The sequence below is a fragment of the Paenalcaligenes hermetiae genome, from assembly GCF_039543645.1.
Classification (GTDB): domain Bacteria; phylum Pseudomonadota; class Gammaproteobacteria; order Burkholderiales; family Burkholderiaceae_B; genus Paenalcaligenes; species Paenalcaligenes hermetiae.
Genome location: NZ_BAABKD010000001.1, coordinates 1 through 20,960, shown reverse-complemented (window position 1 = coordinate 20,960; position 20,960 = coordinate 1). Strand labels below are relative to the sequence as shown.

At 47.5% G+C, this 20,960-nt stretch carries 24 protein-coding genes and 1 other RNA gene; 12 read left to right on the top strand and 13 right to left on the bottom strand.

Annotated elements, in window-relative coordinates; all coding sequences use genetic code 11:
- Positions 1–2 precede the first annotated feature (2 nt).
- The 3 genes from ahpF to ABD980_RS00115 all read left to right on the top strand — a co-directional run bounded on the left by ahpF (position 3) and on the right by ABD980_RS00115 (position 3,351).
- Positions 3–1,559 carry an alkyl hydroperoxide reductase subunit F gene (gene ahpF / locus ABD980_RS00125; RefSeq protein ID WP_345368738.1) on the top strand — a complete coding sequence of 519 codons (1,557 nt, stop codon included), beginning with the start codon at positions 3–5 and terminating at the stop codon, positions 1,557–1,559.
- Between the two features lie 116 nt (positions 1,560–1,675).
- Positions 1,676–2,332, top strand: a complete 657-nt coding sequence (gene leuE / locus ABD980_RS00120) for a leucine efflux protein LeuE (protein ID WP_260650135.1) — start codon at positions 1,676–1,678, stop codon at positions 2,330–2,332.
- 32 nt (positions 2,333–2,364) lie between these two features.
- A complete protein-coding gene (locus ABD980_RS00115; protein ID WP_345368735.1) occupies positions 2,365–3,351 on the top strand; it encodes a diaminopimelate dehydrogenase in 987 nt (328 codons plus the stop codon).
- Between the two features lie 45 nt (positions 3,352–3,396).
- On the opposite strand, the gene ABD980_RS00110 is transcribed toward ABD980_RS00115, so the two are convergent.
- Positions 3,397–4,776, bottom strand: coding sequence for an MATE family efflux transporter (locus ABD980_RS00110; RefSeq protein ID WP_345368733.1), 1,380 nt, complete (start codon positions 4,774–4,776; stop codon positions 3,397–3,399).
- 74 nt (positions 4,777–4,850) lie between these two features.
- Between ABD980_RS00110 and ABD980_RS00105 the strand changes: the two genes are divergently transcribed.
- On the top strand, positions 4,851–5,249 hold the full coding sequence (locus ABD980_RS00105; RefSeq protein WP_300646755.1) for a DUF2946 family protein: 399 nt from the start codon (positions 4,851–4,853) through the stop codon (positions 5,247–5,249).
- A 46-nt stretch (positions 5,250–5,295) separates the two neighbouring features.
- Positions 5,296–5,826 carry a copper chaperone PCu(A)C gene (locus ABD980_RS00100; protein WP_300646754.1) on the top strand — a complete coding sequence of 177 codons (531 nt, stop codon included), beginning with the start codon at positions 5,296–5,298 and terminating at the stop codon, positions 5,824–5,826.
- Here the strand turns inward: ABD980_RS00100 and ABD980_RS00095 are convergent.
- From ABD980_RS00095 to ABD980_RS00055, 9 genes are all read right to left on the bottom strand, one after another.
- Positions 5,823–6,647, bottom strand: a complete 825-nt coding sequence (locus tag ABD980_RS00095) for an alpha/beta fold hydrolase (RefSeq protein ID WP_300646753.1) — start codon at positions 6,645–6,647, stop codon at positions 5,823–5,825. The genes ABD980_RS00100 and ABD980_RS00095 overlap by 4 nt on opposite strands.
- Positions 6,648–6,649: 2 nt before the next feature.
- The gene (ybgF, locus tag ABD980_RS00090) at positions 6,650–7,324 is read right to left on the bottom strand and encodes a tol-pal system protein YbgF (protein ID WP_260650141.1); all 675 of its coding nucleotides are present in this window, start codon (positions 7,322–7,324) and stop codon (positions 6,650–6,652) included.
- Between the two features lie 71 nt (positions 7,325–7,395).
- A complete protein-coding gene (pal, locus tag ABD980_RS00085) occupies positions 7,396–7,902 on the bottom strand; it encodes a peptidoglycan-associated lipoprotein Pal (RefSeq protein WP_260650142.1) in 507 nt (168 codons plus the stop codon).
- Between the two features lie 32 nt (positions 7,903–7,934).
- Positions 7,935–9,251: a Tol-Pal system beta propeller repeat protein TolB gene (gene tolB / locus ABD980_RS00080; RefSeq protein WP_377536182.1), complete on the bottom strand. Its 1,317-nt coding sequence runs from the start codon at positions 9,249–9,251 to the stop codon at positions 7,935–7,937.
- Positions 9,252–9,267: 16 nt separating this feature from the next.
- The gene (tolA, locus tag ABD980_RS00075; protein ID WP_345368729.1) at positions 9,268–10,386 is read right to left on the bottom strand and encodes a cell envelope integrity protein TolA; all 1,119 of its coding nucleotides are present in this window, start codon (positions 10,384–10,386) and stop codon (positions 9,268–9,270) included.
- 9 nt (positions 10,387–10,395) lie between these two features.
- On the bottom strand, positions 10,396–10,830 hold the full coding sequence (locus ABD980_RS00070; RefSeq protein ID WP_260650144.1) for an ExbD/TolR family protein: 435 nt from the start codon (positions 10,828–10,830) through the stop codon (positions 10,396–10,398).
- 3 nt (positions 10,831–10,833) lie between these two features.
- The gene (gene tolQ / locus ABD980_RS00065) at positions 10,834–11,505 is read right to left on the bottom strand and encodes a protein TolQ (protein WP_260650145.1); all 672 of its coding nucleotides are present in this window, start codon (positions 11,503–11,505) and stop codon (positions 10,834–10,836) included.
- A 2-nt stretch (positions 11,506–11,507) separates the two neighbouring features.
- Positions 11,508–11,921: a tol-pal system-associated acyl-CoA thioesterase gene (ybgC, locus tag ABD980_RS00060; RefSeq protein ID WP_260650146.1), complete on the bottom strand. Its 414-nt coding sequence runs from the start codon at positions 11,919–11,921 to the stop codon at positions 11,508–11,510.
- Positions 11,922–12,011: 90 nt separating this feature from the next.
- Positions 12,012–13,748 carry a proline--tRNA ligase gene (locus tag ABD980_RS00055; protein ID WP_260650147.1) on the bottom strand — a complete coding sequence of 579 codons (1,737 nt, stop codon included), beginning with the start codon at positions 13,746–13,748 and terminating at the stop codon, positions 12,012–12,014.
- A gap of 63 nt (positions 13,749–13,811) precedes the next feature.
- Here ABD980_RS00055 and ABD980_RS00050 point away from each other — a divergent pair, with 63 nt between their 5' ends.
- From ABD980_RS00050 to ABD980_RS00030, 5 genes are all read left to right on the top strand, one after another.
- On the top strand, positions 13,812–14,375 hold the full coding sequence (locus ABD980_RS00050) for an RNA pyrophosphohydrolase (RefSeq protein WP_260650148.1): 564 nt from the start codon (positions 13,812–13,814) through the stop codon (positions 14,373–14,375).
- Between the two features lie 82 nt (positions 14,376–14,457).
- A complete protein-coding gene (locus ABD980_RS00045) occupies positions 14,458–14,886 on the top strand; it encodes a hypothetical protein (RefSeq protein WP_345368723.1) in 429 nt (142 codons plus the stop codon).
- Positions 14,886–15,200 carry a cell division protein ZapA gene (locus ABD980_RS00040; RefSeq protein ID WP_300646751.1) on the top strand — a complete coding sequence of 105 codons (315 nt, stop codon included), beginning with the start codon at positions 14,886–14,888 and terminating at the stop codon, positions 15,198–15,200. The genes ABD980_RS00045 and ABD980_RS00040 overlap by 1 nt, the downstream gene beginning before the upstream one ends.
- Before the next feature lie 44 nt (positions 15,201–15,244).
- A non-coding RNA gene (gene ssrS / locus ABD980_RS00035) (6S RNA) lies at positions 15,245–15,433 on the top strand.
- 45 nt (positions 15,434–15,478) lie between these two features.
- Positions 15,479–16,201 carry an SIMPL domain-containing protein gene (locus ABD980_RS00030; RefSeq protein WP_300646749.1) on the top strand — a complete coding sequence of 241 codons (723 nt, stop codon included), beginning with the start codon at positions 15,479–15,481 and terminating at the stop codon, positions 16,199–16,201.
- Here the strand turns inward: ABD980_RS00030 and lgt are convergent.
- Positions 16,155–16,955: a prolipoprotein diacylglyceryl transferase gene (gene lgt / locus ABD980_RS00025; protein ID WP_300646748.1), complete on the bottom strand. Its 801-nt coding sequence runs from the start codon at positions 16,953–16,955 to the stop codon at positions 16,155–16,157. The two genes, ABD980_RS00030 and lgt, sit on opposite strands and share 47 nt — an antisense overlap.
- Before the next feature lie 107 nt (positions 16,956–17,062).
- Between lgt and msrA the strand changes: the two genes are divergently transcribed.
- On the top strand, positions 17,063–17,614 hold the full coding sequence (gene msrA / locus ABD980_RS00020) for a peptide-methionine (S)-S-oxide reductase MsrA (protein ID WP_345368718.1): 552 nt from the start codon (positions 17,063–17,065) through the stop codon (positions 17,612–17,614).
- On the opposite strand, the gene ABD980_RS00015 is transcribed toward msrA, so the two are convergent.
- Together ABD980_RS00015 and hppD are read right to left on the bottom strand one after the other, a co-directional pair.
- Positions 17,601–18,551 carry a nucleoside recognition domain-containing protein gene (locus ABD980_RS00015; RefSeq protein WP_345368716.1) on the bottom strand — a complete coding sequence of 317 codons (951 nt, stop codon included), beginning with the start codon at positions 18,549–18,551 and terminating at the stop codon, positions 17,601–17,603. The two genes, msrA and ABD980_RS00015, sit on opposite strands and share 14 nt — an antisense overlap.
- Positions 18,552–18,605: 54 nt before the next feature.
- Complete coding sequence (gene hppD, locus ABD980_RS00010; protein WP_345368714.1) at positions 18,606–19,715, bottom strand: 4-hydroxyphenylpyruvate dioxygenase; 1,110 nt, start codon at positions 19,713–19,715, stop codon at positions 18,606–18,608.
- A 184-nt stretch (positions 19,716–19,899) separates the two neighbouring features.
- Between hppD and ABD980_RS00005 the strand changes: the two genes are divergently transcribed.
- The gene (locus ABD980_RS00005) at positions 19,900–20,376 is read left to right on the top strand and encodes an Lrp/AsnC family transcriptional regulator (RefSeq protein ID WP_300646744.1); all 477 of its coding nucleotides are present in this window, start codon (positions 19,900–19,902) and stop codon (positions 20,374–20,376) included.
- Positions 20,377–20,960 lie beyond the last annotated feature (584 nt).

Below are 20,960 nucleotides of genomic sequence, written 5' to 3'. Positions count from 1 at the left end.
TTATGTTAGATGCAGGTTTAAAAACACAGCTTAAAGCGTACTTAGAAAATATCACGCAACCAATCGAGCTTATTGCGTCACTCGATGAGGGCGCTAAATCCGAAGAACTACGCGAGCTTTTGCAGGAGATTGCCGCGCTTAGCCCAGAGAAAATCAGCGTGAATCTACAGGGCGATAATGCACGCAAACCTTCTTTTACCATTCAGCGTGTAGACAGCGATGTGGCGGTGGCGTTTGCGGGGATTCCATTGGGGCATGAGTTTACCTCTTTGGTATTGGCGTTATTGCAGGTGGGTGGGCACCCCATCAAAATGGATGAAGCCGTTGCGAATCAGATTCGTAGCTTAGAGGGTGAGTTTGTATTTGAAACCTATTTCTCTTTGAGCTGCCAAAACTGCCCAGATGTGGTGCAAGCACTAAATGCAATGGCCGTGCTTAACCCTCGTATCAAGCACATTTCTATTGATGGTGCCTTGTTCCAAGACGAGGTCAAAGAGCGCGAGGTGATGTCAGTACCCGCCGTATTTTTAAATGGTGAAGAATTCCATTATGGCCGTGCGAACGCAGAGGAGCTGCTCGCTAAATTAGGTGCCGGCGATAGCGAAGAGCAAATTGCTGCCCTTAATGATAAAGCGCCCTTTGATGTGTTGGTAGTGGGGGGCGGTCCTGCTGGAGCAGCAGCGGCGATTTATGCTGCACGTAAAGGAATTCGCACTGGCGTGGTCGCGGAACGGTTTGGGGGGCAGGTGCTAGATACCATGTCCATCGAAAACTATATTTCTGTTCAGCACACAGAGGGTCCCGCTTTTGCAGCAGCGCTTGAGGCGCATGTACGTGATTATGATGTGGATATTATGAATGTGCAGCGTGCCGAGGAGCTAATTCCGGGCAAGCAGATTCAGCTAAAACTAGCCAATGGTGCCACACTTAAAACCAAATCATTGATTTTGGCTACCGGTGCGCGCTGGCGTGAGCTTGGTGTTCCGGGCGAGGCCGAATACCGTAATAAAGGCGTGGCTTACTGCCCTCACTGTGATGGTCCGCTTTATAAAGGGAAAGATGTGGCGGTGATTGGTGGTGGTAACTCTGGAGTAGAGGCGGCTATTGATTTGGCCGGTATTGTGAACCATGTTACCTTACTTGAGTTTGGGGATGCTTTGCGCGCGGATGACGTGTTGCAGCGTAAGCTAACCAGCCTACCTAATGTAACAGTGATTAAAATGGCGCAAACCACAGAAGTAATAGGTGATGGTTCTAAGGTTACTGCATTACGCTATACCGATCGTAATACAGATGAATCTCATGAAATTGCTCTTGATGGGATTTTTGTTCAGATTGGTTTAGTACCGAACAATGAGTGGCTGGGTGATGTGGTAAAGCGCACGAAGTACGGTGAAATTGAAATCGATGAGCGTGGTCAAACCTCTGTGCCTGGCGTATTTGCTGCCGGGGATGCCACTACGGTGCCGTATAAGCAAATTATTATTGCGGCAGGTCAGGGTGCTACGGCTGCGTTAAGTGCTTTTGATTATCTCATTCGCACCTCTGTAGAAGACTAACTACCTATTCCATCTTAAAACCCACCTACACATAGGTGGGTTTTTTTATGTTGATTCAGGAGGATAGATTTTGACACAGTTTCCGCTTTATACTGCTTCTTTTGCAAGGGGATTCTGTGTTTGAAAGCGTAGGAGTCATTAATCTAGGCACGTATTTGCTTGGTGCTTTATTTGTCATTGTGTTGCCTGGGCCAAATTCACTTTTTGTATTGGCCAGCGCTGCCGCCCGTGGGATTAAAGTGGGTTATCAGGCGGCGGTGGGGATTTGGGTTGGTGACACCATCTTAATTGCGTTGACAGCAGCAGGAGCAGGCACCTTGCTCCAAGCCATGCCTATCTTATTTTATGGTTTGCGTGCTTTAGGAGCGGGGTATTTGTTCTACCTAGGGGCACGTATGCTTTGGGCGTTGGTTCACCCCAAACCTGAGCAGGAAAATCCTCCTACACAGACTCTAGAGCAAAGTGTAAGCCAGCAGAGCTACTTTACTAAAGCGATGGTTTTAAGCCTATTAAACCCGAAAGCGATTTTATTTTTATTGTCTTTTTTTGTACAGTTTGTTGATCCAACACAAGGTCATCCGTGGCTCGCTTTTATGGTGCTTGGCCTTTTTTTGCAGCTATTTAGCGTAGCCTATTTATCTATTTTGATCTTTGGTGGTACACACTTGGCGGCAGGTTTTAGAAAACATCGCCGTCTTTCTGCTTTGGCCAATGCGGCGGTAGCCTTATTATTTATTGCTTTTGCGGTTCGGATGGCTTTTGGTGTAGCCTAAAGACTCAATCATTTATGCGTAAAGGAAAGGTAATGAACGCAAAAATTCGTATCGGTATTGCTGGTTACGGTAACTTAGGCAAAGGGGTAGAGCTGGCCTTGAGTCAAAACCCGGACATGGAGTTAGTCGCTGTATTTAGTCGTCGCGACCCAGCAAGCCTAAGCTTGCAAACGGCAGGGATTCCCGTGTATGCCCTGGATACGATAGAGCAGCACAAAGAGACAATCGACGTATTGATCTTATGCGGTGGATCCAAGGATGATTTGCCACACCAAGGCCCACACTTGGCACAATGGTTTAACACGGTTGATAGTTTTGATACCCATGCCGCTATTCCAGATTATTTCGCAGCAGTAGATGCCGTAGCGCAGCAGACTCAGCACACGAATATTATTGCGGTGGGTTGGGATCCGGGCTTGTTTTCTATTAATCGATTAATGGGTGAGTGTGTATTACCCGAAGGACAAACGTATACCTTTTGGGGCAAAGGACTAAGCCAAGGGCATTCGGACGCCGTGCGCCGCGTCGATGGTGTTAAAGCAGGGGTTCAGTACACGCTTCCTATTGAAGAGGCAGTAAATCGTGTGCGTAATGGCGAGATGCCAGAACTGAGTACCCGAGAAAAACATCGCCGCGAGTGCTTTGTGGTGCTCGAAGAGGGGGCGGATGCGGATCAGGTGAAAGAAGCCATCGTAACCATGCCGAACTATTTTGCTGATTACGATACCACCGTACATTTTATTACGATGGAAGAATTGGAACGTAACCATAGTGCGATGCCGCACGGAGGGTTTGTGATTCGTAGCGGCCACTCTGCTACGCACACGAAGCAAACCGTAGAATATGCGCTAAACTTGGGCAGTAATCCTGAGTTTACTTCCAGTGTATTGGTGGCGTATGCGCGTGCAGCTTATCGCTTAGCGCAACAGCAGCAGTATGGAGCCAAAACGGTATTTGATATTGCACCAGGCTTGTTGTCCCCGAAGTCGCCTGCCGATTTACGCAAAGCCTTACTTTAATAATATCCGTGGTCCAGAGGACGAGCTATTCGTCCTCTGGCTTGGTTAACCCCGCTCTAAAAGACGTTGTCCATGGCGCCACCAGCGTAGGGTTAGCAATAGCGCGACAACACTCAGTCCAGTGACAAAACCAATCCAAATCCCCGTCCCCTCTAGACCGACCCCAAAGGCTAGAAAAGCACCAATAGGGACGCCTAAAACCCAATAACCAATTAATGCGAGCAACATGGGTGTGCGAGTATCATACAAGCCCCTGAGCATACCTGCCGCAACGGCTTGGGCACCATCAGCCAGTTGGAATAGCGCAGCAAAAAACAAGAACTGCACTGCTGTAATGATAACGGCGCGGTTTTCCGGTGCAGAGACATCAATAAAAAAGTGAATCAGCCATTCGGGTTGCCACCACATCACCGCTGCCGCAATGGCCATAAAGCCTACCCCTAGTGTGTAAGCCACCCAGCCTGCTTGTACGGCATCTTTTGGGTGAGCGCGCCCCATTGCTAAACCCACACGAATAGTAGCTACTTGTCCAAACCCTAAGGGGATCATATATGTAACGGAGCTAATTTGCATGGCAATGGCATGGGCAGCAAGCGAGGTGTCACCAATGCGCCCCATCATCAAGACGGCAGCGTAAAATACCAATGTTTCTAGCGTAAAAGTAATGGCAATAGGAATTCCTAGCTTCCACATGTTAAGCAGACGAGTTAAATTCCATTGCCAGAAATGCATAAAAATTTGATAGCGATGAAACAGAGGGTGCTTAAATACTAATACCAGCATGCCAACAAACATCAGGATATTGGTCAGGGTGGTTGCTAGGCCAGCACCTGCAATGCCTAATGTAGGCATTCCCCAGTTTCCAAAAATAAATAGCCACGCAAAAAACGCATTGGCAAAAATACCACCTATAGCAATAATCAGCGTCCATATTGGCTTTTCTAAAGCAGCAAAAAAGGAGCGTATTACGATATAACCTAAATAAGGGAATAACGACCACTGCACCATGCGCACATATTGAATCGCTTTTTCAATCGTATCTGGATTCTGGCCTAGTGCTGTCCAAAGCGTATCGGCATGCCAAAGAGCGAGCCAAAAAGGGATACAAATTAATGCTGCTGTCAAAAAGCCATGGCGGATAATCTGCTGTACCTCACGCACATTACTGCGTTTTTTACCAATAGTGGTAGCCAGCATAGGGATGGTGGCAGAAACCAAGCCTAAACTAAAAATCATAAAGGCATGGTATAGACTTGCTGATAGAGAGCCTGCAGCAAGTTCTGTTTTACCTAGACGCCCAATAAAAATTAAATTTGTTGTTAATAGAGCAACTTGGGCTAAGTTGGTTAAAATAAGAGGCGATCCTAACTGAATGGATGCCTTTAGCTCTTGAAAATAACGAATGCTAGGGGCGGTTTGGTTCATCTTTATGCACACAGTTTTTTATTATCTGATGGATTCATAGTACCTTGTTTGGGCTGTAAATGGGTTGCCAACGTATGACATCTCCGCGTTTTCAGCGGCCTTATTTGGCTTGGCTTTTAATGCTGGCGGTGTTGTTGCGCGCGTTGATTCCTGCTGGCTATATGCCGAATACGGCTCAAAATAGCCAAGGACCAGCGATTACGATGTGCGTGGTGGGTTTGTCTGGGCCTACTATTGTGTATTTGGATCTGGATCCTCAGGGCTCACACCACCCCCACACCGATCATCGCCTTTTAGACTGTCACTTGGGTTCACTTTTGAACCTCATCGGGCTAGACGCTAATACGCCCACATTGGCGTTGGGCCTAGTAATACTCCCTTTGCTACAGCGGCTGGCTTATCCCTCTGCGCCGCGCCGTAGTGGCTTTTTAGGGGCGCCATTGGGCGCACGAGGTCCTCCCGCTTTCTCCTAATTACAAGTTTTTTTGTTTTTAATTCAATTGTTATTAGGATGAAATTATGCGTCGTATGACTTTAGCTACATGTTTTGGTTTAGCCGCTGTTGCGTTTTCGGTACAGGCTCATGATCATCATGATCATCACGCCCACCATGATCACCATGGGCATCACATGACGGATTATTCCGCACAGTTTGCTGCGGCAACGTTAACAGACCAAGTGCGAGTTGAGCAGTGCTGGGTACGTTTGTTACCCGCTCATATTCCGTCAGCAGGGTATTTTATTTTGCACAATGATACCGATCAGCCAATCGAGGTCTTAGCTGCAGCCACGCCTAGTTACGATGATGTGATGTTACACGAAACCATCGAAGAGGATGGCATGGCAAAAATGGTCATGGCCGATACGATTCAGATCCCCGCAAAGGGCACCCTAACGTTTAAACCCGGTGGGCTGCATGCGATGTTCGAGCAGCCTACAGGAGCTCTTAAAGTGGGTGACACCATGCCTATGGAATTGCTTTTAGCTAATGAGCAAAAAGTCAGTGTTGATTGTAAAGTCAACCCCGCCAATGCCCGTAGCTACAACTAAGTTAATTGCATAAAGCGTAATAAAGCGCGATTAAATGCTTTGGGATTGGCTAAGTTCATGCCATGAGACGCTTTATCAATGACAACATGTTGTGCTTGAGCCAGCCGCTTTACTAAAGCGGCTGTGCTTTTTTGATAGCGTGTAGGGCTTAATTCCCCGCTGATTAATAGCACGGGCAGGTCATATAACAAATCTATCTGTGCAGCTGAAATCACAGGAAGCGCTTCTCGGCTTTGGGCAATTAAGGTATGGGCGTTATCCTCGACCATGGTTTTAAACCAGCCTACCATCTGACGCCATGTGTTGGCCCCGCTTACCGCGTCAATAAATTGATTTAGTGCGATTTCATCTTGGCCTTGAGTCAGGAGTTCAGCCGCTTGGGCTAATGCTGGCAACGCTGGCGTCGGGGCGTCGATGATAAAAGCCGGGTCGGCTAAGATCAGCCCTGTTAGCTCATGGTGCTGTAGGGCGTATTGTAGGGCAACTTGAGCCCCACGAGAGTGTCCGAGCACATAGAGGTTTTGCTTGGGTTGTCGTAATTGGCTTACAACATCTGCTACGGCATCCACATGATTTTGCAGCGTAAAGTCATAGGCGGCAGTACTTGGGTCATGTGGCCAATAACCGGGCAGGCTTAGGGAAACTACTTGGCAGCTTGAATACAGTTTTTGTACTTGCCAGCGCCAATAGCGTAGGTCACATAAAGAACCATGAATAAGAATCAGCAGGTCGCCTGCACCTTGTGTCACAAAAGGGATGGCGCTACGGCTCAGTCGAGGCGTAGCGCTTTGTATAGGCAGCTGTAATAAGGGGTCAAACACGTTTACTGTAAAAGCTGTAGACGGCTGCGTGCCGTATCGGCGGCTGGGGAGTCAGGGTACTCGGAGGCAATACGCTGTAGTGTTTTTTGAGCAGATGCTAAGTCGTTCATTTCGACTTGGCTAGAGGCAATCACCATGAGCGCGTCGGGAGCACGTGGACTCTTTGGGCTGCTACTAATAAAAGCCTGTAGTTTTTGGATGGCAGCAGAAAAGCGTTTAGAGGCATAAAGACTGCTACCCTCGTAGAAGCGCGCCTCATCGATTTGTAAGCTGTTAGGATAAGCATCCACAAAAGCGCCAAAGCCACTTGCGGCTTCTTGATATTGGCCGTTTCGATATAGATCCATGGCGGCTTCATACACAGCTAGCTCTTGGGGGTCACTGATTAAGCTTTGACTTGCGGGTTGCTGCTCTTGGGCAGTTTGCCAGCCAAGTGTTTCTACCTTACCACGCAGCTGAGCGATTTCTTGCCGCATCATTTCGATTTGGTCGGCTAAAAGTAAGCGCGCCTGTTGGTTTTGTTCGTTCATTTGTCGGATTTGCTGGCGTAGCTCTAGGATGGCGCGACGCGCTTCGTCATCCGCAAAAGCATACGAGGGCAAGGCCGTACCAGAAAGAAGTAAAGCACCTGTTATCACAGCCAAATGGCGGCGCCAAATTGGAGTTAATACGCTCATAATTAATCCTCATAGAAAAACGCCGTAGCGGGGTGAGCGCTACGGCGTCAATGTATCATACTTCAGCGAGATTAGCGCTGGTAGTTGATATCAGCACGACGGTTCTCGGCGTAGTCCGCTTCAGTGTTACCGAGCGCTTTTGGACGCTCTTTACCAAAGCTGATGGCTTCGATTTGACCCGCATTGACGCCCATTAAGGTCATCATGCGCGCCACTGCTTCGGAGCGGCGTTGGCCAAGTGCTAAGTTATACTCTGCACCACCTCGTGCGTCAGCGTGACCTTCAACACGGATAGTTTGTTGTGGCTGGTTACGTAAGTAGTTAGAGTGCATCTCTACGACATTACGATATTGATCCGCTACAACATAGCTATCAAAGTCAAAATAGACCGAACGCTGCTGGGCTAGAGGGCTTTGGGGATTGAATGGATCCATAATAGCACCAGTGCTAGGATCGGTCATTCCACCTGTGCCGGTACCTGCGCCTGAAGCAGACTCGTCTAGTGGTACAGAACTACATGCGGCTAAAATAAAAGCCAAAGAGGCAAGAGATAAGCCTTTAAAAATGCGCGAGCTCATTAGCGTTCCTTTAAAAAAGAGTCACACAGAAATTAATCAGTAAAAGGACCCCAAGTCGGTTCACGAACTTTGCCGTTCAGCGAGGACAGGGTTTGACGGACACGTCCGTCGACGGAGGTCACCGCAAGCACGCTGCGCCCACCTTGTACAGAACTATATAGTATTTGCATTCCGTTGGGTGCAAAGCTGGGTGACTGGTCATCTGGTCCCGCGGTCAACAATTGTTCGTTTCCTGTGTGCATGTCTTGGAGAGCGACGCGGAATGCGCCGTTTCTACGTGTAACATAGACAAGACTATTACCATCGGGAGCGACCTCTGGTGAGATATTGTAACTTCCGTTAAAAGTTATACGGCGAGCTTCACCACCATTTAGGCCAACTTGATAGATTTGGGGGTTGCCTCCACGATCGCTGGTGAAAACCAAAGAGCCACCATCTGGAGTATAGGAGGGCTCGGTATCAATCAGAGGAGAACGCATCACACGACGTAACCCAGAACCATCAGCATTGATGGTGTAGATTTGTGAGATGCCATCTCGTGAAAGCACCACGGCTAGTTGGTTTCCGCTAGGTGCCCAGGTGGGGGCGCTATTATTACCTTTAAAGTTAGCGATGGGTTCACGCTTACCGGTTGCTAGGGTTTGTACATAGACAACAGGCTTGTCAGATTCAAAGCTAACATAGGCAAGTTTAGAGCCATCAGGGGACCATGCCGGCGAAATAATGGAACTCTTAGAGCGTAGCATTACTTGCGGATTTTGGCCGTCAGCATCTGCAATTTGTAACTCATATGTGTCGCTAGTTTGCAACACATAAGCAATTCTTGTGGAAAAAACGCCACGTATACCCGTTATTTTCTCGTAAATACGGTCTGCAATACGATGTGACATTCGGCGTAATTCTTTTTCGTTACCAGCAAAAGCAATACCGTCAAGCTCGACGCGATTGACAGCGTCGACCAGACGATAAGTGATTTGGTACTGACCGCCGGTCTGTGCGACTGAGCCATAGGCAACATAGTCTGCACCACGATTACGCCAGTTATCATGGTCAATTTGGCTTTCGGCTGTCAGATTGGCACCAGTTGCATTGATTAATTGGAACTGGCCAGAGCGGCTGAGGTCAGCGCGAATAATTTCACCAATAGGTTGTGCGGCGGGTGTATTAGCAAAGTCAGCCACCGCAATAGGGTATTGGGTGGCTCCTACACCTGAGATATCTACACGTAATTGGGCTTGTACGGTTTGGCTACATAGCATAATTGCTGTAGCAAATGCTGCCGCGACAACGCCGGCCCCACGTGTTGCTCGTTGAGTGGTTGCCTCCGAGGCGCATAGAGTTACGGTCATTCTGACGATCTCCTGGTTATTCATACATTCGGTACTCGCCATCAATATAAGATGGGTAGCGACCACTGTTTGGTTTGGGGAAGGGAGAGCACTTGGCTATCCCTTTTTGTACCGCATCATCAAAAAGTGGAATACCTGAGGAGCGAGTGATACGCACATTACGTACTGTGCCATCAGGATTTAAATCTACACGATATTGTAATGCAGGGTTGTTACTTCCGTTGCGAGGCGGTGTGTTGTACACCACACGCGGGCGCACACATGCACGTACTTTAGCGCCGTAGCCATCATTACCCCCACTGCCGCCAGCCTGATTACGGTTAGCTGTGCCGCCAGGTGCGCCAGCCACTTCTTTGCCAGCCCCTAACATAGCAGCGCGGAAGGCTTCTTCTTTCGCTTTTTTCTCAGCGGCGGCTTTGGCTTTACGTTCTGCTTCAGCCTTTGCCTTGCGCTCGGCCTCTTCTTTGGCTTTACGCTCTGCTTCAGCCTTGGCCTTGCGTTCAGCTTCTTCTTTGGCTTTACGTTCTGCCTCAGCCTTAGCCTTGCGCTCAGCTTCTTCTTTGGCTTTACGTTCTGCCTCAGCCTTAGCCTTGCGCTCAGCTTCTTCTTTGGCTTTACGCTCTGCTTCAGCCTTGGCCTTGCGCTCGGCCTCTTCTTTGGCTTTACGTTCTGCTTCAACCTTAGCCTTGCGTTCAGCTTCTTCTTTGGCTTTACGCTCTGCTTCAGCCTTTGCCTTGCGCTCAGCTTCCTCTTTTTCCTTACGTGCCTTTTCTAAGGCAATGTCTGGATCTTCTGCAGGGGGAGGAGTGACTTTTGGCGGAGAGGGAGGGCTTACCACAGGCTCAGGTAGAGGCTCTGGTTCAGGAGCAGGCTCAGGAGCAGGCTCTGGCTCAGGGGTGGCCTCTGGCTCTGGTTCAGCGGTAGGCTCTTCCATATTTTCAGCCATTGCCATCTCTCCCTCGGCCCATAGTTCAATTTGCACGGGGTTAGGTGATTTGGGAACACTAATCAGACCAAGAAGCAGCAGCAAAACAAGAGCGAAGTGCAGAGCAAGGGCATAGATCAGCCCACGACGCTGCTCTTTTTCCTCTTGGCTCAACAGAGCGGAGTGGCTGTTTCGTTGAAATAAACGCATTGTAATGAATTACTTGTCTGAATCTCGGTTAACCAAAAAGCCTAGGCGCGTAAACCCATGGCTACGCAGCTGATCCATAATCTCCATCACCGAAGCATACGGAACCTCACCATCTGCCGCAATGACAATCGGGTTTTCATTTAGTGCAAGCTGCTGCACCTCTGGAATAAGCTGGTCAGAGGGAATGGTTTGAAACTGAGCGTCGCCCTCACGCAGGCGAATGGCCATTTGTCCTTCTTTATCGATTTGAACCTCGATGGGGGCAGCAGGGACCTCTGAAGCTTGACCTACAGAGGGTAAATCAATCAAGCCAGGGGTAATCATGGGTGCCGTGACCATAAAGATAACGAGCAGCACCAGCATGACATCAATGTACGGTACAACATTGATCTCGTTTTTTAGACGTCGACTATTACGTCGGGAATGGCCTCGTAACGAAGACATGGTTTACACCTGACGCTGTAAAATATTAAGAAACTCATCCACAAAGCTTTCAAAGCGGGTAGCGATGCGATCAACCTCATTAGTAAAACGGTTATAGGCCACAACAGCTGGGATGGCGGCAAATAAGCCAATGGCGGTGGCAATCAGCGCCTCAGCAATACCAGGAGCTACCGATGCAAGCGTGGCTGACTGGGCGCCAGATAAACCTATAAACGCATGCATAATCCCCCATACTGTTCCTAGCAGACCAATATAGGGGCTGACAGAGCCGGCAGAGGCTAAAAAATTTAGTTTGGATTCGAGCTGGTCAAGCTCACGTTGAAAACTAGCACGCATTGCACGACGTGGGCCGTCTAGCAGGGCTTCTCCTTTTTGGTTACTTCGACGAGCCTTGATGAATTCAGTCATGCCCGCCTCAAAAATTCGAGCTAAGGCGCCATGTTCATCACGACGTGTAGCAATCGCTTGTTGGAGCATCGTTAGATCGCCTCCGGTCCAGAAATCGTCTTCAAAACGACGTGTCTGCTCCAAAGTGCGTTTAATCGCGGCGCGCTTACTAAAAATATAGCTCCACGACACGATAGAGATCCCTACTAAAATCAACATAACCAGTTGGACGGGGATACTTGCCTCGAGTAAGAGGGTAATTAGCGATAGGTCGCTGCTTGCTTGCATGGTCAATCCTGAGCTTTTTCCAAAATTGATCGAAGATGAGGGTTAATTTTTGTTGCGCGCATCGTATGACTATCTACACATACGACAACAATTTGGCTTTGGCAGAGAAGGTCATCCTCCCGCCAGGCCTCTTGGGCAAACCGAATCGATGCTCCACCAAGATGGGTGATACGACTACGTATGGTGAGTAGATCATCCAGTTTGGCCGATTTGAGGTATTCAATATCCGCTTGCTTTACGACAAAAAGTTGCTGCTCGGTTTGCGCCATAGTAGATTGGTGAATCCCTAAGCGCCGTAACCATTCAGTTCGTGCGCGCTCGAAGAACTTCAAGTAATTGGCATAAAATACAATACCACCTGCATCGGTATCCTCGTAATATACGCGAATCTGAAGCTGATTAGCATTTTGACTCATTTCAGTTGGCTTGTCTTTGTAAATAATGTGAATTAAGAACAGGTAGTGAGCTCCTAGCCCGCTACCTGTTATACGCGGGTAGAGCAAGTTTTATTGCTGAGCAAGAGCTTGTGTAATATAGCTGAGCGCCTCAGAGGTTTGAATTTTTTCATTCTCTCCACGAGCCCGCTGTTGGATTTCTAGCATGTTTTCTTTCAAACCGCGGTCACCAACCGTTACACGTACAGGGACGCCAATTAGCTCCCAGTCAGCAAACATCACCCCAGGACGCACATCTCTATCATCAAGAATAACGTCGATACCTTGTGCTTTGAGTTGTTCATATAGCTGCATGCTGGCTGTTTGCACGGCTTCGCTCTTCGCCCAGTTTAATGCACAAATCACTACCTCAAAAGGGGCAATAGCACGAGGCCAAATCATACCTTTATCGTCGTGATTTTGTTCAATGGCGGCGGCGGCAATACGGCTGATACCAATACCATAGCAGCCCATTTGTATTAATTGGGGCTTGCCTTCCTTATCTAAATAGGTGGCTTGTAGTTTTTTTGAATACGTATCCCCAAGGAAAAACACATGACCTACTTCGATTCCACGTTGGATTGCTAGTGTGCCTGTGCCTGTAGGATCAGGGTCACCAGCGACAACGTTGCGTAAGTCGGCTACTTGTGGTTCTGCCACATCACGACCCCAGTTCACCCCAGTGTAGTGAAAGCCTGCCTCATTGGCGCCACAGATAAAGTCGCTCATGTGGGCAACAGTACGATCCGCGATCACCGTGACTGTATCACTTAAACCCACAGGTCCTAGGTAGCCTGGTACACAGCCAAAGTGATCTTGGATTTCTTCTTCGCTCGCTAAGCGATAGCCATTTTCAAAGCCCGGTAGTTTGCTGACCTTAACCTCGTTAACCTCGTGATCACCTCGTACTAGCAATAACCAAATTTGAGGTTTACCTTTATCGTCAATCGGGTCCGTGGCTAGTACCACGGCTTTTACTGTATCGCATAGTGGACGTTTTAGTTGCTCAGCAACGAGCTCACATTTAGTCGCATCAGGGGTGGCTATTTTTTCTAGTTGGGCTGTGGGGGCTTGACGCTCAGCAATTAGGCACGGTGCTTCGGCTAACTCAATGTTGGCAGCATAATCGGTATCAGGGTTGTAGACAATTTCGTCTTCTCCCGTGTCCGCGATGACTTGAAACTCGTGACTGCGGGAGCCTCCAATCGCTCCTGTATCCGCGGCTACCGCACGGAACCTTAAGCCTAAACGTTCAAAGATTCGAGTATAAGCATCGTACATAATGTCATAGCTTTTTTGGGCCGAGATCTCATCACGATCAAAGGAGTATGCGTCTTTCATGGTGAACTCGCGGCCGCGCATCAGGCCAAAGCGGGGGCGACGCTCGTCACGAAACTTTGTTTGGATGTGATAGAAGTTGACGGGAAGTTGGCGCCAGCTATGGATTTCATTACGCACGATATCGGTGACCACCTCTTCAGAGGTAGGTTGTAAAACAAAATCGCGCTGGTGGCGATCTTTGATGCGTAGAAGCTCAGCGCCGTACTCATCCCAACGCCCAGTTTCTTGCCAAAGCTCAGCTGGCTGTACAACAGGCATGAGCAGTTCAAGGGCGCCGGCTTTATCCATTTCCTCGCGTACAATATTTTCAATTTTGCGTAAAACCTTTAAGCCTAAAGGCATATAGGTATAGATACCGCCAGCAATACGGCGGATCATGCCGGCACGAGTCATGAGTTGATGGCTGGCGACTTCGGCCTCAGAGGGGGCTTCTTTTAAGGTATTAATATGATAGTGGCTTGCAAGCATGGTAGTGAACTCAACTGGTACGTATAATCTAAGGTAATGATAATGAAATTATAGAGGTGGCCTATGTTAGATCGTGAAGGCTACCGTCCAAATGTTGGCATTATTCTTGTTAATCGCAAGAATGAAGTGTTTTGGGGTAAACGCGTGCGGGAACATGCTTGGCAGTTCCCTCAAGGCGGAATCCAACCGGGTGAAAGTCCGGTACAGGCTATGTATCGAGAGCTTCACGAAGAGGTCGGATTATTACCCGAGCATGTCCGCATTTTAGGACGGACGCGAGATTGGTTGCGTTATAACGTGCCCAATCACTTTGTACGCCGTGAATCACGCGGTCATTACAAAGGACAAAAACAGATTTGGTTTTTGCTTCGTATGTTAGGGCGTGATTGTGATGTTAGCCTAAGAGCAACATCTACACCGGAATTTGATGCTTGGCGTTGGAGTGATTATTGGGTACCGTTAGACGCGGTGATTGATTTTAAGCGAGAAGTCTATTTTCAGGCACTGAATGAATTATCCGTGCATTTATTTAGACATCGGCAGGAAACCCGCTATTTACGCCAGCGTAGTTATACAGCACAGCGCCAGCGTCAAAATAAAACACTAAATCTAACGCATAATAACTAGCAAATCATAGCCCTATGTGTGTACATAGGGTTATGATATTTCAAATACACTATTTTTGGGTTCACCTTTTTCGATATTGCCTATGTTGCAGGATCTAGATCAATTAGCCAATCGCATTAGTCGCTTGGTATCCTATACAGAGCGCTTAAAAAGTGAGCGCTCGGAACTTCTATCACGCGTTAAACTGCTGGAGCAGGAGCGTTCTACTTTGCGTGATCAGCTTAGCTCACAACAGTCTGAATATGCCTCTATGGCCGAGATTGTAACGCGACACCAAGCTGAAATGGAAAACGCCAAGCGTATTGCAGAGGAAGCTCAAGAAACTCTCTACGCTGAGCTTATTCAGCAACAAGAAGAGCTTGCCGCCCTACGCGAGCGTATTCAATTAAGCGAGTCCAAATCAGCGGCCTTAGAGCAGGCGGCTTTGCTTGCACGTGATCAGGTTGATACGATTTTGCAGCGTCTACCTGGTGGGCCCGTTGCAGAAGCGCTTACACAGGGGGACGCATAATGGAACGCTTAGATATTACATTATTAGGTCGAGATTACACCTTAGCCTGTCCTCCATCAGAAAAAGCCAAATTACTCGAAGCCATCGCTCATGTGGATGCTCACATGGAGCGCATTAAAGAAGCTGGCCGCACCAATGGTAACGAGCGCATTGCTGTTATGGCAGCGATTCAAATTGCTGTGGAGCTTTTGTCGATGAAAGCGCCGGATGGGCCGCTTAGTAATATTGCATTAGGCGATTTCAAGCGTAAAATAGAAGACATGCATCGTTTAATGGATACCGCTTTAGGGCCAGTAGACCATGTAAAACGTTAATGATTTTTTACAGTATCTGTTAAACTGATATTGTAGTATTGCTTAAGTCCCTGCCGTGAGCGAGACGTGGCCATATATTCCTTGAACCAATGCTTATGGCATTAGGTTGCTGGATTAACAAGCAGGAGTGCGTCGCTACTTTGTCTAGTGACCCCAAAACTTGTTTGATGGCAACCACCTTGTGAACCCTAGGTTCCCAGGATGCCGGCCTTGACGCCACAGGTGGGGCACCCTTTATAAAGCCGGCATCATGCCGGCTTTTTCTTTGGAGTGATACTATGCGTAACCGACTACTACCCCGAGCTTTACTTACTGCTTCCTTATTGTTGCCGTTGGGTGCAGTCTGGGCTGCTCAGCCATCTACAGAAGCAAAGTCGCCCGTGCTACATCTTGAAGCGCAGGCTTATACGGAAATTGATCAAGACACAGTGATAATTACTTTGCAAGCTACACATCAAAGCAGTGAGCAAAGTGTTGTAACGCAAGCGTTAGCCCAAACTGTAGCAGCAGTTTTAGACGAGGTGAAAACACAAGATGTAGTTAAAGTGAGTAGCGGACATTATTCTGTTCGCCCTCAGCATGACAAAGAGGGGCGTATTACCGCATGGATAGGGCAGTCGCAGTTATTGTTTGAGTCTACTGATATGAAAGCGGCTTCCGAGCTTGCTGCTAAATACCAAGAGAAAATGCCGGTTTCCAATGTGGCTTTCACAGTATCTAAAGCGGCTCGCAGTCAAGCAGAAAAAGCATTGATGAGCGAAGCTGCTCAAGCGTTTCAAGAGCGCGCGCAGGAAATGGCCTTAGCTTTAGGTTATGAGCATTTTGCGATTAAAGAATTACACTTAGGTGGCAGTGGGGCCGTGTATCGCGCCCCTAAAAGCTATCGGACGGAAATGATGATGGCTGCGGCCCCGGCTGCTGATAGCTTGCCTATTCACCAAGGAACGGAAGAGGTTAGCTTGAGCTTAAACGGTTCGATTTACTTGCTTGATAAAAAATAAAAGCGCCAAGGGCCATCATTGGTAAAGACAGCAGCTGTCCCATGGACAGCTGCGCCCAGAGCAGTCCTAAAAATGCATCCGGCTCTCGACTAAACTCAGCAATAAAACGAAAGAGCCCATAGCCCATTAAAAATAAGCCGCTAACTTGTCCCTGAGGACGAGACCTTTCTGAAAAAAGCCACAAAATCAAAAATAAGAGGATGCCTTCTAAGCCCATTTGATAAAGCTGAGAGGGGTGGCGAGCAACTCCGTCCATGGCCTGAGGGAAAATCATACCCCATGGCAAATCGGTAGGCCTCCCCCAAAGCTCACCATTAATAAAATTGCCCAGTCTTCCTGCAGCCAGCCCCAAAGGTATCAAAGGGGCGAGGAAATCACCAAGTGCGAAAAAAGGAATACGCCGTTGATAGCTAAACCAAGCTAAAACGGCTAAAACACCGATAAGCCCACCATGAAACGCCATACCGCCTTCCCAGACATAAAAAATCTGAAGCCAATGTTGCGGTTGTAAATAGTAGTCAGGCTGATAAAACAAAACATAGCCCAGTCGTCCGCCTACCACCACACCTAAAGCGCAATAAAAAATCAGATCCTCTAAACCCTTTTTGTCTATTGGACTGCGTTTCTGCTTAATACGGTAGTTGCCAAGTAACCAGACAAGAGCAAAGCCGATTAAATACATCAATCCGTACCAATGTATGGCTAAAGGACCAATTTGTAGGGCAATAGGATTAAACTGTGGGTGTGTAAGCATAGTAAAAGTTCTACCGTATAAATACGAATTAGTCGGTACTATAGACTAGCGGTAATCTAGTACAAAAGAATGAACAACCTTTCAGATCATACACAAAAGGACTTACGATGACTGCAGCGGTTTTATTTGGTGGGGGATGTTTTTGGTGCATAGAGCCCGCGTTTAGTGCCCTTAAAGGCGTGAGCCTTTCTCAGGCTGGCTATAGCGGGGGCACCACACCCTATCCAACCTATGAGCAGGTCTGCTCTCAAAAAACAGGACACATCGAGGTCGTACAAGTTCGCTATGACTCGGATGTGATCGATTTTGAAACCTTGCTCAAGGTGTTTTTTTCTTTACATGACCCGACCACGCTAGACCGGCAGGGGCATGATATTGGCTCCCAATATGCGTCAGCTATCTTTTACACTACAGCTGAACAGCAAAATCAGGCAGCCGCCTACATTAAAAAACTAGAGGAAAAACTGCAAAAGCCCGTGGTAACTAAACTACAACCCGCACAGGTTTTTTGGCCAGCGGAGCCAGAGCACTATAACTATTATCTGAATAACTCTTTTGCTCCTTACAGTGTCAATGTGATTCAGCCTAAACTCCGTGCGTTCATGAAAAACTTTGAACCGCTTATCAAAGACCCACGCGAGGCTCTCAAGAAGACGTAAAGACAGGGCGACGAGGGCGGTTCAAATAGGCCGCCATTAGCGCCATGACCACTAACGTTACCAGTACTCGACCCACTAAAATTACCCAGATGTTGGCACCCAAGGCCATAATTAACAACGTGTCTTCTATCAGCGAGTGGGATAAAGAAAGCCAAGACAAGGCTAACAAGCGTGTTTTGGCATCAAATTGGTTTTTTTGGGCCTGCTCAATAATTAATGCTCCCCCATAGCTTAAGCCTAGTAACACGCCCACAGTGGTAACGGGGGCGACTCGTTCATTTAGGCCGGATAGTTTTAATACCGGGGTAAGGCATTGGCTAAGTAAACGGGTAAAACCGATACGTTCTAATACATCTAATACCACTACAAGGCAAAAGATAATTGCCGCCGTCATCCCTAAAGTTTTTAGGGTGTTAAGCAACCAAGGCAACCAAGAAGCCCAAAAATGGGTTTCCGCAGCTTTTTCGGCTTGTAGCCAGCTTAGGCTCACCGGGGTGTTAAGCCAGTCTAAATAGCTCAAACCCCATGCAATAAAAGCCCCATATACTCCCCCCACACCAAGGCGCAGGGAGCCAGTAATCCAAGCACTCGCTCCAGCGCGTTGAGCAATAGCCTGCTCCATGGGAAGATTATGAGCAAAAAGCATCATCGCACCTAAAGCGCTTAGCTGTGCATGTGTCAACGACATGCTGTCAGACAGTAGGCCAAGGGCTGCAATCCCGCCATAGATATTGGTGAGAATCGTGGTAACCCAAACAATACCTGCCTCCGGAGGTAGGTTTAACAGAGCCATCAAAGGGGAGATGGCGCGTGCGAGCCAGGTAACAATACCTAGCTGCTCAGCAATATGCACAAAAAATAAAATAGGCAGCATAATTTTGGCTACAGTCAAAAACATGCGCCAACTACGCTGCCCTAAATGGAAAATAGACATCATGTTGTTGGTCTCCTTTTTTGTTTGCCGATTGTAGCAGGCAGGAGACCCAAAAGATTACTCTACGGTTTTAAGTACACCGCGTCGCATTTGATCAAGCTCAATAGACTCAAACAGGGCTTTAAAATTCCCCTCACCAAAGCCTTCATTGCCTTTACGCTGAATGAGCTCGAAAAAAATCGGACCGAGCTGATTTTCTGTGAAAATCTGCAATAACAGGCCACCGTCTGGCGCTCCATCTAATAAGATACGGTTTTTTTGTAAGCGCTCAAGGTCTTCACCATGATTGGGTAAACGTTGATCCAGTAATTCATAATAAGTATCTGGCGTATCCAAAAACACAAGTCCGCCTTGGCGTAACGACTCGACGCTGTGGTAAATATCATCGGAGCCTAGCGCGATATGTTGAATACCTTCGCCGCCATACATATCGAGATACTCTTGAATCTGTCCTTTTTCTTCAGTGCCTTCTTCATTAATTGGGATACGGATTTTGCCACAAGGTGAGGTCATCGCTTTAGACTTTACGCCCGTCACTTTCCCCTCGATGTCAAAGTAGCGGACTTCTTTGAAGTTAAAAAGCCGCTCATAGAAGTGCGCCCATTCATCCATACGTCCTTTATGGACATTATGTGTTAAATGATCAATAACGGTTAGCCCAGCGCCTTTGTGGCAAACGTCCTCATTTGCTGTAGCGGTATTGATAGGTTCAAAGTCCACGTCGTAAATACTAATGTCGCCAATGCCATGGTGACCATCTTTGCCTTTCCAGCGATCGACAAGATAAATCAGTGAGTCACCAATCCCTTTAATCGCTGGAATATTAAGCTCCATCGGACCACTACCGGAATCTAGACCCCACGCTCCCAAAGATAGGGCGCGCTGATAAGCTTGGGCGGCATCATGGACACGAAAAGCAATCGCACAGATAGACGGACCGTGACGATCCGCAAAACGACTTGCAAAAGAATTCGGTTCGGCGTTGAGCAAAAAGTTAATTTCGCCTTGTCTATAAAGGGTAACGTTTTTACGACGATGCTTGGCGATCGCCTTAAAGCCGAGCTGCTCAAACGTTCGAGCCAGTTTTTCTGGCTCAGGGCTGGTGTACTCGATGAACTCAAAGCCATCCGTGCCCATTGGGTTATCCCAGGGGGTAAACGCTTCCATTGCTTGTCTCCTTGTCTTGTTTTCGTTTAGGTTGCTTATATATATAAAGAGAGGGTGCTGATCTGATCGAATCAGCCATAGTCAAAGTTTACGCTTAAAACATGAGCAAACAATTGCGAATTACTCGTGCTTTTCCATAGGCTTTGGCATAATCTGCTTATAAAATGAAAAAAGGAGACAGAAAATGGCAGATACGGGCTTAGATCGCATTGATAAACAAATCCTCCATGAGTTACAGCGTAATGGTCGACTAAGTAATCAGGAGTTGGCTGATCGGGTGGCCTTGTCACCGAGCCCATGTTTACGTCGAGTGCGCCGCCTCGAAGAGCAAGGCTATATCCAAAAATACGTAGCGGTATTAGATGCTCAGAAAATCGGTTTGGGTCTTATCGCTTATGTGTCGATACGTTTGGACAAAAGCCATCGCTTAAAAAGTATGCCGTTGTCTGACTTTGCGCGTGACGTTCAGCTCTGGCCCGAAGTCGTTGAGTGCTTTGCCATGTCAGGAGACATGGATTATCTACTTAAGGTTCAAGTCAAAGACCTTGCTGCATTCTCACGCTTTGCGATGGATAAGCTCATGCAACACCCTAGTGTGATCGATATGACTTCAAGTTTTGCTATGCAACATATTAAAGACAGCACAGAGCTCAACATTTAAGTACACATTGCTGGTTTACATAAGCTCTTATATCTAGAGATGCTGACAGCACGCCTGCAAAAAGCAGGCTAAAAAAAGACTTATGACTTTTTTGTGAAAAAAGCTTGCCAAGCTTAATTTGTTAATGCTATAGTTACTTTTCTTTCGCAGCACCCCTTGGGGTTTACCCGTATCAGGGAACCCGGGTCAGAAAGAATCAGCATTAAGCTGCTTGACACAGGATTAAAATTGCTTCATAATTTAAATCTTTCGCAGTTAACGCAGCGCAGCAAAATTAAGCTTTACTTTTTATTTTGTTCTGTGCTATAGTTTAATGCTTTCGCAGGGAATCAAACCTAAACGTTTACCGGTTTACGGCAGCAAGCCAGCCACAAATTTTTATGTTTGATTTGAAAAATAAAGCGGGTCACCTAAATACAGGTTGACAAAAATTTAAAAACGCTTCATAATTTCATTTCTCTGCAGCTAACAGCGCAGCGCAGTAGTCGCGATGTTAGTAGTAGTATCGATGCCGCTTATGACAAGCGTGTGTCAATTGATCTTTAACAATGTAACAGCCGATAAGTGTGGGCGCTTGGAATGCG